The sequence below is a fragment of the Prevotella sp. P4-119 genome, assembly GCF_002251345.1.
In the GTDB taxonomy this organism is placed as follows: Bacteria; Bacteroidota; Bacteroidia; order Bacteroidales; family Bacteroidaceae; genus Prevotella.
Genome location: NZ_NPJB01000052.1, coordinates 1 through 10,505, shown reverse-complemented (window position 1 = coordinate 10,505; position 10,505 = coordinate 1). Strand labels below are relative to the sequence as shown.

Here is a 10,505-nt window from a genome sequence, read left to right as displayed (position 1 = left end):
CAAACGTTAGAGAATACACTTGCTAAACGTTGGAAAATACCTTTATCAACGTTGGATAACATCTTTATCAACATTGGATAACACCTTTATCAAACGTTGGATAACACCTTTATCAAACGTTAGATAACACCTTTATCAAACGTTAGATAACACCTTTATCAAACGTTAGATAACACCTTTATCAAACGTTAGATAACACCTTTATCAAACGTTGGATAATATTTTTATCAGGCATCGGCAAAAGTTCTGATAAACATGGGCAAGATATTCTCTGGTGGTCGAAGTGTGGTCGAAACACGTAAATATAAAGTCATCGACCACCACTTAAAGCATTGCGCAATAGCGCATTATGTCTCAGCGGTGGTCGAGTGGTCGAATATTTTTGAAAATCATAAATAAACCTCATCAGACGCTGCACCACATTGGCTACAGCAACTGATGAGGTATCATCCAATATCAGCATTGGACAGTGTGGACTTATGGGCTGGAAGTTATGCCAGCAATGCCTGTTGCAACCAATAGGTCACAATGCCTGCAAGATAGCCGACGAAGGCTATCCACGTGATGCGCTTCAAGTACCAACCAAAAGTGATTTTCTCTAAGCCCATGACAACAACACCGGCTGCAGAACCGATGATGAGCATCGAACCGCCTACTCCGGCACAGTAGGCGAGCAACTGCCAGAATATGCCGTCGATGGCCATGGCACCTGTCTCGGCTACGGGATACATACCCATACAGCCTGCTACCAGGGGCACGTTATCGACTATGCTGGAGAGGACACCGATGATGCCGTTGATGACATAGTAGTTGCCGACAAAGACTTCGTTGAGTCCGGTGCCCAAGGCGGTGAGGACGCCGATCTCCTGCAGCACGGCTACTGCCATGAGGATGCCGAGGAAGAACATGATGGTGGATAGGTCGATGCGCGACAGGAGGTCGCTGACGCGCTTTGCCATAGTGTCGTCTTCGCTAGTGTTGTGATGGAAAATCTCGGTCACGGTCCACAGTACGCCGAGCACGAGGAGGATGCCCATGAACGGAGGAAGATGGGTGATGCTCTTGAAGATGGGCACAAAGACCAAACCGCCTACGCCGAGCCAGAAGATGATGTTGCGTTGCACCTTGGTGAACTGGCTGATTTCGGCGGTGACGAGGTTCTGCTCTTTGTCAAACTTTCCACTCAACGAATATTGCAGGATGAAGGCGGGCACCAACATCGATACCAACGAGGGGATGAAGATTTCAGTAAGGATGCCCTGAGTGGTGATCACTCCCTTGATCCACAGCATAATGGTGGTGACGTCGCCAATGGGCGAGAATGCGCCTCCTGAGTTGGCGGAGATAATGATCAATGCGGCATAGATGAGACGCTCTTCACGCGACTGTACCAGTTTGCGGAGTACCATGATCATGACGATGGAGGCGGTGAGGTTGTCGAGGATGGAAGAGAGGAAGAAGGTGGCAATAGCCACACGCCACAGGAGTTTGCGCTTGGAGCGTGTCTTCATGATGTCGCGCACAAAATTGAATCCGCCGTTGCTATCGACTATCTCTACGATGGTCATGGCGCCCATTAGGAAAAAGAGGGTGCCTGCGGCATCGCCCAGATGGTGTTCGATCACTTCGGAGATGTGGTGGAGTACGCCGTCAGAGGCTACATCGGGATAGTATGCTCCAGGTGATACCATCAGCAGGGTCCAGCAGACCACACACATGAGCAGAGCAATGGCTGCCTTGTTGATTTTCGTCAGACTTTCAAGGGCTATACAGAGGTAGCCTGCAACAAAGGCGACGATGATGAACATTGTAATTGTACTCATTTTGATGTAATAGTTCTATTTATTGTTTTATATTGTTTATTCCTCTTTTGAAGGCCAGGCGGAGGGTGTTTGGGGATAGAAGTGCAACAGGGGTGCGCCCTGCAGTCCGCTGCGCATCAGCTGCCATCCGTCGTAGCGTGTCTTCTTATAGTTGATATCTACAAAGTTGATTTCCTTGAATTTTCGCCATTCCACACCACGTCTATCGAGATCGCGTATGCGGTTGGCTGGCAGATTGGTCACTTCGATGCGCAGGGTGTTCTTGCCCTTGCGCAAGGCGTCGCGGCAGTCGAGCTGGAAGGGTACTGCCCATGCACAGCCGATGAACTTGCCGTTGATATATACGCGTGCCGACTCATAGACTTTGCCCAGCGAGATGATGCAGGCCTGGGCGGCTTGCTTTCTGGTCAGGCAGAAGGCGGTCTCATAGACTCCAGTGCCCATGGTCACCGAGGCGGATTCGCCAAGCGTCTCCCAGGTCTGCGGAGTCGGCATGGTGTAGGTTTCGCTGACGCGTGGAGTCTCGTCGATGAACGACAGGGTCCAGGGGCCGTCCAGCGGCAGGGTCTCTGTCGCTAATGTCATACCGTATTGGCCTGTTGACAGGGGACGGTCGGCAGCTGTTCCTGTTTGCAGGATGATGCTCTCTCCCGACTGAAGACAGACGACAGGAGCGTCGGCAACCATAGGCAGACGGTTCACGTCGCCCGTCATGGGATTGTAGCAGACGATGTGTTGCGTAGGTACGGAGAGACATGCTGCGTTTAAGCGACAGTCGCGGGGCGAGAGATTGACAACGAAATAGATGTAGCCGTCGTCTGTCTTTCTTCTGATCATACGCACACCGGGATTCATTCGCCATGGTTCGGGTTTGGCAAGATGCGCCATCGCCTGTCGGTCTTCACCATAAATAATATAAGGTGTGAGGTTCTGTAACAGGCTCTGAAGTCTGTCGTCAACGGTGGTACCTGTGGGGATGATGATTCCCCTGTAGCGTGTGCCGCCAGGGGTGACGAGCTGTCCGCCATCGACCTTGACCTGTGCCAGTTGGCGGTCGCTGATATAGTCGCAATCGTAGCCGAGGCTGTCGATGCGGAGGATGCTCCGGATAAACTGCGGACATTTCTCGTCCATGGTATGGATGTCGAACTGCATGAGGAGGTCTTCCCCGCCCCTGCGGTCTTTGCTCTCCGACTTAGCATCATCATTGCGAGGACCGCGGATGCGCCACATGTCATGGACGGGCAGATAGACCAGGAAATCATTGTCGGGCTGTCCCATTTGCAGGAACGACTGGCAGCGTTCGATATACTGCATCAAGAAAGGGGCATCGCGCCAAATGCTGTTGGTGGGACTCATATCGACCGATGCATAGAATTTCCATCCGGGCCATGGATCATGCTCCGGGGTGTAGCAACTGCCATGAAAGAAGATGTGGTTGATGCCGCAGGAGAACATCAGGTCGATGTCAGGCTTCATCTGCGACAAGGAGGTGCGGAAGTGTTCGGTCAACCAAGTGAGCGTCTCGCTGCTGGTCAGCGGCTTTCCCATCACATGTGCTGCCGACGATGCGTATTTCAGCATCGACACATCGCTGTAGTTCTTGAGGGTCATGCCGGGGTCTCTGCGCAGTCCGCGGATGCCAAACTCGGAGCGTCCGAAACCTTCTATCTCTGGTATATCTACGGCGGCATAAAGATCGAGCAGATTGGCAGGAGAACCGTGGGCTTGGTTTCTCACCGATACCCCATTGCGGTGTGCCCAAGCCACCCACTGCTGGGTGAAGTTCTCATAGAGCAGGTCGCTCAACGTCTCACGATAGTCGTGGAGCGCCTTATTACCGTCACCACCGTCAAGAAGTTCGGGCAGATGGTCGCGCAAGTCGTAGCCACGGCGTTTGAGAAATTCGTCGAAGAGCGAAGGGGTCCAGTTGGCCTTATACACCTCATAGGAGTCGTTGAAGAAGGTATGGGGATAAGGAGTCTTGGTGTATTCAAACGCTTGGGTGAACCTATTGAGATAATGTGCCACCGCCTGACGGTCAAAATGGTCGATGACGAGTCCTTCACCACCAGGTGCAGCGCGTTTCACCTTCTGACGCGTGCGTGAGGCATAGACGCTGATGACGCGCCACTGTCGTGGTTGACTGGTGGGATAGACTCTGGTGCATTGCCATTGGGCATAGGGGCGCTCCTTGGCAGGCACTGCCAGTCGGTGTTGGTCGGACGGGCGCTTGTCGGAGGTGATCATGCTGTCAACGAACACGGCCTTGCAGGCTGCCTCGTCTATCGTGACCTCAGGACCTCCGAAGGGCCATCCTGTTCCGCAGTTCATATCTACCTCGATATGATGGGCGGCGGCAATCTGCTGCACGTCGCGCAATGCCGCCATCCACTGCGGAGAGAGAAATGGGAGTTCATGGGCTTCGTTGCCCTTCACGCCATAGAGCGGTGTGATTTCCACTGCCCCAATGCCCACACGGGCATACTCGCCAATGTTCCATTCCAGTCCCTGGTGGTCAACTGCAGATCCCAGCCACCACCATCGGGTGCCTGGACGTGCTTCGGGTTTGGGTGAAGGCCATGTCTGTGCGGTCGTGCCAATGGCAGTCATCATGGCGATCAGCAGTAGGATATATTTTGTTTTCATTGTTTCACACCTTAATCATATACATCGTTCATATCACACACGGGGTTAATTCGTCCCTGGTGATCATGCGGTAATACTCCACTCCGCCAAGGAGGAAGCATCCGGTGCCGTAGTCTTCAAAATCGGGTACGCGGTCGTAACTCAAAGGCTGACCGGCAGAAGGATCTTTGCCCGTGCCTTGCATCCATCCGAGGAAGCCGTCCTTGTGAACCGCCTGTTGCACCATCCCCTGCCATGCCCGACGGCATGCCGGCTCATATTTACGTTCGTCAAGGAGTCCCTGGCGTATGCCCCATGCCATGCCATAGAGGAAAAGCGCAGTACCGCTTGTTTCGGGCATGGCATAATGGGTGGACACCAGACTGGGATTCCAAAAGCCATCCTCACGCTGACAGTTGAGCAAGGCGCGGCTCATGGCCAGGAAATCTTTTTTCAGTTCCTTATAGACCTTGTCTTTCGGCGACACCTGTTGCATGCAGCGCACCAATGCGGCATAGACCCATCCGTTGCCTCTCGACCAATAGCAGGGTTTACCATCCGGCTCATGATAGGGCGCCACATAGTCGGCATCGCGCCACCACAATCCGTCTTTGGCATTGAAGAGTCCGCCTGCCAGCATGTTTCTGCTCCAACGATACATCATCATGGCATGTTGCTGGTAACGTTGATCGTGGGTGATGGCTGTCATCTGGAAATAGAGCGGCATGGCCATCTGAATAGCATCAATCCATGTCCACCAGCCATAGAGCGCATTGTTGGCTTTAGGATTGTAGGTTTTCATCTGCAGGTCGAGATTCTCTCTCACCTTACTGATCTTCTCATCGCCTCCAACCTGCAGATAGCGCATCAGGTAGGTCTGACCGCAACACTGGTCGTCGGCATTGCACGTGGTCACACCATAGCGGGGAGTCCACTGATGGGACGCTGCCCAGCGGTCGGTATAGTCGGCATAGCGCGCATCGGGATCTATCTCGTAGAGCGCCATCAGTCCTTCATAATATACGGCACGGGTCCATAGATTGCTCGTGCGGCTGCGTTTCACCATAGTAGGCAACGTCGGGTCGGCATAGCGTCCCATGAAATAGTTGTTGACGCGACGCAAAACCTGCATTGTTTCTGCTTTTTCGCAGGTACGGGACTGTGCGGCAGTCAGTGCCAGGAAGACACAGACCACCCCTGTGGTACATCGTTTCATTCTCATGTTAAATTGGTTTTATCAGTAGTTTTGTTTGTTTTCAAGGTTCAAAGGTACGACATTATAATCGAAATACAAAATTTTATTTCCTATATTGTTTGTCATTTCGGAATTTCTCCGTATCTTTGTCGAAACAAACGATAACAGTATATAATATGATAGACGTTAAGCAGACATTATCCGCAGCCGAAGAGCGCATGGAGATGGCAACCATGTTTCTAGAAGAAGAACTGAGCCGCGTGCGTGCCGGTCGCGCCAACGTCGCCATCCTCGATGGCGTGCGTGTAGAATCCTATGGTTCGAAAGTACCCTTGAACCAAGTAGCTAACATCTCTACACCCGATGCCCGCACCATAGCTATCAAGCCTTGGGACAAAAAGCAGATTCGCGAAATAGAGAAAGCCATCATGGACTCGGATGTGGGCATCACACCAGAGAACAACGGTGAAATCATCCGTCTGGGTATCCCACAGCCTACCGAAGAGCGTCGTCGCGACTTGGTGAAGCAGTGTAACAAGATTGCTGAAAGAGCCAAGGTGGAAGTGCGCAACGTGCGTGCCGACATCAAAGACAAACTGAAGAAGGCTATCAAAGACGGACTCTCAGAAGACCTGGAGAAGGATGCCGAGAACGACTTGCAGAAATTACACGACAAGTTCATCAAAAAGCTCGACGACTTGATGGAGGCCAAGAACAAGGAAATCATGACAGTATAAGCCCGTGAAAGGACTCGTCATAAAAAACACCGGCAGTTGGTACACCGTTCTTACGGACGATGGACCAACTGTTGACTGTAAAATCAAAGGGAATTTCCGACTACGGGGGATTCGCTCCACCAATCCGGTGGCGGTGGGTGACCGCGTGGAAATCATCACCAATCAGGAAGGCACTGCCTTCATCACCGAGATTGAAGACCGACGCAACTATATCATCCGCAAGTCTATCAATCTCTCCAAACAAAGCCACATCCTCGCTGCCAATGTGGATCAGGCTCTACTGGTCATTACCGTGGCACGACCGGAGACAAGCACTACCTTCATCGACCGTTTCCTGGCTTCGGCAGAGGCCTATCGGGTGCCTGTGATATTGACATTCAACAAGACCGACACCTTGGCTGACGATGAACTGCATTACCAGCAGATGATGATCAGCCTCTATGAAACTGTGGGCTATGAGTGTCATGCCATTTCGGCTGCAACAGGTGACGGGGTAGCTGCACTAACCGAAAAGCTCACTGGAAAGATTACCCTGCTCAGCGGCAACAGCGGCGTAGGAAAATCAACCCTCATCAACTGCATCCTTCCGGATGTCAATCTGCGCACAGCAGAAATCAGCGATGCACACAACACGGGTATGCACACCACTACCTTCAGCGAGATGCTCCGTCTGCCCGATCAGAGCGGTTGGCTTATCGACACACCGGGCATCAAAGGGTTCGGCACCTTCGACATGGAGCGCAAAGAGCTCACCAGTTATTTCAAAGAAATCTTCGAGTACTCCAAACAGTGTCGATTCAGCGACTGCACACATACCCATGAGCCGGGATGTGCCGTTATCAAGGCGGTAGAGGATCACTACATTGCGCAAAGCCGTTATCAGAGTTATCTCTCTATGCTTGACGATAAGGATGAGAATCGCTATCGCGAAGCCTTCTGACTCCACTCGCTATCGAGAAGCCTTCTGCCCCCACTCGCTTACAGACAAACACCAGATAACACCTATCGAAGCACGATATTCCAATGGAGTGTCGTGTTTTTAAGGTTTTAGAGTACTGACTAACGACTTGGTTCTTTGGGATGAAGCAGGCATGCATACCCCAAAAAGCATCAGGCGCTGCAACCCAGAGACTACAGCGACTGACGGTATATTGAAATATCACATTTTACTCACCTATTGTAATGGTGTATTGTGACATGAATGAAGCACCGGGCTGCAGATGGTTCATTAAGACTTTGTCCTTAAATTCACCTTCCCATCCGCGTGGGTCACCCAATCCATACCATGGTTCAAGACATACAAACGGGGCTTTTTTCTGATAGGGACTCCAGAAAGCCATCACCGGACATTTGTAGTCGAGCGTTACAGCAGGACGACCGTCGGTGTCGAGCAAAGACACACGATGGGTCTGGCAACGATGGAACTTAACGGAGTCGTCCTTGAAATATTCATCGTTGAAACGAATCACACCTTGATCGGTCTCTGCAGGAATCTCTGTCATCTCATGACTACCATCGGCAAAACTCTTCAGATTGGTCATCGGCTGAGCGTTGTCCAATACAAGGGTACCTTTCAGTTCGTCGCCTTTCTTCATGCCTGGCACATTGAAAGCTGGATGACCGCCAATCTGGAAATGGATCTCCTGGGTGTCAGTATTCTCCACATGCCAAGTCACAACAACCTTGTTGCCATCAAGACGATAGCTGATGGCGAGATTGAAATGATAGGGATAGACCTTCAGGGTCTCTTCACTGTCATGAAGGGCATACGTCACGCGGTCTTTGGATTGTCTCACCAGCGTAAACTCGGTATCACGGGCAAATCCATGACGTGGCAAATGATATTGCTTGCCATCAACGGTATAGGTATCGTTGTTGACGCTGCAAACAATAGGAAACAGTATGGGTGAATGTCTCGGCCAGAAATCAGGATCTGCCTGCCAGAGGTATTCTCTTCCGTTGTTGTCTGTGATGCTTTGGAGTTCGGCTCCCAGCGGTGCCACCTTGATGGCTATCCGTTCGTTTTTAAGTTCTACCATATTGTTGTTATTTGTTTTAGATATGTTTCATTATTCGTTTGGAATGACGAAAGTAGCAAAAACTTTTGATATTGACAAACTTTCTGTAAGTCTTTTAGTGTAAATTAACGAAACAACAACCGCAGCGTAGGATGTCACAAAGGACAATCTCTACACTGCGGTTGTAACCGATAACCGATGGTTCGGCGGGAAGATTCCGCTATCAGAACTGTTCGAGCAATCGGATTCGTTCTTCGGTGCTGGGGTGTGTGGCAAAGAGGCCGTTAATCATACTCATCACACTCTGTGCGTGACGACGGGGATGGATAATGAAGAGTTGGGCTACATCTTCACGCTCCACACGTCCGAGGCCTGGATTATTGGAAATTTTACGCAAGGCGGAAGCCAAGGCCAGGGGATTCTGGCACAGTTCGGCACCACCGGCATCTGCCATAAACTCACGTTTGCGCGAAATGGCAAAACGGGTCAGCAGTACAAAGACATAGGCAATGGCTGAGCAAAGCAGGCCGATGAGCAGCACGATGATGACGGAGAGTCCGCTGTTCTTATTGTCGTCGTCACTACTTACATGACGGTTGCCGCCGCCAAACCAGAATATGTTTTGTATGACATGCATCACCATGCTCATCACAGCCGATACTATACCTACGAAGATGATGCTCGTGATAAGCAAGCGGGTATCATGGTTGCGGATATGGGTCAGTTCGTGACCTATCACACCAGCCAGTTCCTCGTCGTTGAGTACCTTCAGCAGTCCGGTGGTGACGGTGACCATATAGCTCTTGCGGTCAATACCGCTGGCAAAGGCATTGAGCTGCGGATCGTCAACCACACACACTTTTGGCATGTCCATACCTCCTGCAATACAGAGGTTTTCCACAATATTATATACCCGCGGATTCTCCCTGCGCTCTAAAGGGCGTGCGCCTGTGGCTTGTCTGACCATAGACGAGTTGAAGCAATAGGCAATGAGAAACCATACGGCCACACCGCCAATGACCCAAGGAATGGTTTGTAGGAAATAGTCGTTGACTACTGCTGCATCGAAGACATTGACCATATTGCCATATTCGTCATAATAATATGTGCCGAAATAGCTGACCAATGCCAGAAAGATCCATACCATCCCTAAAAGAATGGCGGGAAACAGCAAGAGCAACAAGAGGGTATAAAAATTGTTGCGCTGGATTTGTGTCTGAATACCAACGTATCTCATCGTTCTCACTTAGAATTTGATTTCGGGAGCTTTCTCAAACTGCGCACGCTGTTCCTGGGGTACTTCAAACATGGGTTCAGCATGGAAGCCAAACATGCCGGCGATGATATTGCCTGGGAATGTCTGTACGGCATTGTTGAGTTCACGAGTGGCTGAGTTGAAATAACGGCGTGATGCTGCAAGTTTGTTCTCGATATCCGAAATCTCACCTTGCAGTTGCAGGAAGTTCTGATTGGCCTTAAGGTCAGGATAAGCCTCAAGGGAAACTTTCAAACCTGACAAAGCGGCAGAGAGCTGGTTGTCTGCCTGTACCTTGTCGTTGATGGTCTGTGCGCCCATGGCAGCAGAACGGGCTTCGGTTACACGCTGCAGGAGTTCCTTCTCGTGGGTTGCATATCCCTTAACCGTTGCCACGAGTTGCGGTATGAGGTCAAATCGTTGTTTGAGTTGTACATCGATATTGGCAAAGGCGTTGATACGGTTGTTACGCAGTTTCACGAGATTGTTGTAGAAGAAGATAAGAATCAATGCAATTCCTACCACTGCCAAGATAATAACAAGTGTTGTACTCATAGTTTTTTCTATTAATCTATTAAATGAATATAATTCTTTTCTATTATAGACATCAAAGATACTGCCAAAGTTGCAGAATGACAAAAAAATTAAGCTTTGTTTACATCTTTACTGATAATTTATAGGAGATACAGCAAATTTATATAGGAGAAAGATGGGAGGTACATGGGCTCACCCGATAAACCTAGGGGGGAATATTCTTTGATTCTACAGAAAATTTATATCTTTGCACCATGAACAATCAAGGACTATTAGCATTGGCACAGTTAATTCTGCCATCAGAGATACTTTCAA

Annotated in this window: 8 protein-coding genes; 2 read left to right on the top strand and 6 right to left on the bottom strand. The window is 50.3% G+C overall.

From position 1 onward, the window contains the following. Positions 1-491: 491 nt before the first annotated feature. The 3 genes from nhaD to CIK89_RS05710 are packed head-to-tail and all read right to left on the bottom strand — an operon-like array spanning position 492 to position 5,667. Positions 492-1,823 (bottom strand): sodium:proton antiporter NhaD, encoded by a 1,332-nt coding sequence (gene nhaD / locus CIK89_RS05720; RefSeq protein WP_094390442.1) that lies wholly within the window; start codon positions 1,821-1,823, stop codon positions 492-494. Between the two features lie 36 nt (positions 1,824-1,859). Then, positions 1,860-4,472: a glycosyl hydrolase gene (locus CIK89_RS05715; RefSeq protein ID WP_094390441.1), complete on the bottom strand. Its 2,613-nt coding sequence runs from the start codon at positions 4,470-4,472 to the stop codon at positions 1,860-1,862. A gap of 28 nt (positions 4,473-4,500) precedes the next feature. Then, positions 4,501-5,667 (bottom strand): glycoside hydrolase family 88 protein, encoded by a 1,167-nt coding sequence (locus tag CIK89_RS05710; protein WP_094390440.1) that lies wholly within the window; start codon positions 5,665-5,667, stop codon positions 4,501-4,503. A gap of 155 nt (positions 5,668-5,822) precedes the next feature. Here CIK89_RS05710 and frr point away from each other — a divergent pair, with 155 nt between their 5' ends. Continuing rightward, positions 5,823-6,383: a ribosome recycling factor gene (frr, locus tag CIK89_RS05705; protein ID WP_094390439.1), complete on the top strand. Its 561-nt coding sequence runs from the start codon at positions 5,823-5,825 to the stop codon at positions 6,381-6,383. A 4-nt stretch (positions 6,384-6,387) separates the two neighbouring features. Continuing rightward, positions 6,388-7,323: a ribosome small subunit-dependent GTPase A gene (gene rsgA / locus CIK89_RS05700; protein WP_094390438.1), complete on the top strand. Its 936-nt coding sequence runs from the start codon at positions 6,388-6,390 to the stop codon at positions 7,321-7,323. A gap of 226 nt (positions 7,324-7,549) precedes the next feature. Here rsgA and CIK89_RS05695 read toward each other — a convergent pair whose 3' ends face one another. The 3 genes from CIK89_RS05695 to CIK89_RS05685 all read right to left on the bottom strand — a co-directional run bounded on the left by CIK89_RS05695 (position 7,550) and on the right by CIK89_RS05685 (position 10,211). Next, positions 7,550-8,422 (bottom strand): aldose 1-epimerase family protein, encoded by an 873-nt coding sequence (locus tag CIK89_RS05695; protein WP_094390437.1) that lies wholly within the window; start codon positions 8,420-8,422, stop codon positions 7,550-7,552. Positions 8,423-8,624: 202 nt separating this feature from the next. Beyond that, entirely contained in the window at positions 8,625-9,638 is a 1,014-nt protein-coding gene (locus CIK89_RS05690; protein WP_094390436.1) for a M48 family metallopeptidase, read from the bottom strand. A gap of 9 nt (positions 9,639-9,647) precedes the next feature. Beyond that, positions 9,648-10,211 (bottom strand): LemA family protein, encoded by a 564-nt coding sequence (locus CIK89_RS05685; RefSeq protein ID WP_094390435.1) that lies wholly within the window; start codon positions 10,209-10,211, stop codon positions 9,648-9,650. Positions 10,212-10,505 lie beyond the last annotated feature (294 nt).

What these genes read in the sequence shown, in the direction of transcription:
- CIK89_RS05715 (WP_094390441.1), bottom strand. Translation starts at nt 4,472, where the DNA reads ATGAAAACAAAATATATCCTACTGCTGATCGCCATGATGACTGCCATT.
- CIK89_RS05695 (WP_094390437.1), bottom strand. Translation starts at nt 8,422, where the DNA reads ATGGTAGAACTTAAAAACGAACGGATAGCCATCAAGGTGGCACCGCTG.
- CIK89_RS05690 (WP_094390436.1), bottom strand. Translation starts at nt 9,638, where the DNA reads ATGAGATACGTTGGTATTCAGACACAAATCCAGCGCAACAATTTTTAT.
- CIK89_RS05710 (WP_094390440.1), bottom strand. Translation starts at nt 5,667, where the DNA reads ATGAAACGATGTACCACAGGGGTGGTCTGTGTCTTCCTGGCACTGACT.
- CIK89_RS05685 (WP_094390435.1), bottom strand. Translation starts at nt 10,211, where the DNA reads ATGAGTACAACACTTGTTATTATCTTGGCAGTGGTAGGAATTGCATTG.
- nhaD (WP_094390442.1), bottom strand. Translation starts at nt 1,823, where the DNA reads ATGAGTACAATTACAATGTTCATCATCGTCGCCTTTGTTGCAGGCTAC.
- frr (WP_094390439.1), top strand. Translation starts at nt 5,823, where the DNA reads ATGATAGACGTTAAGCAGACATTATCCGCAGCCGAAGAGCGCATGGAG.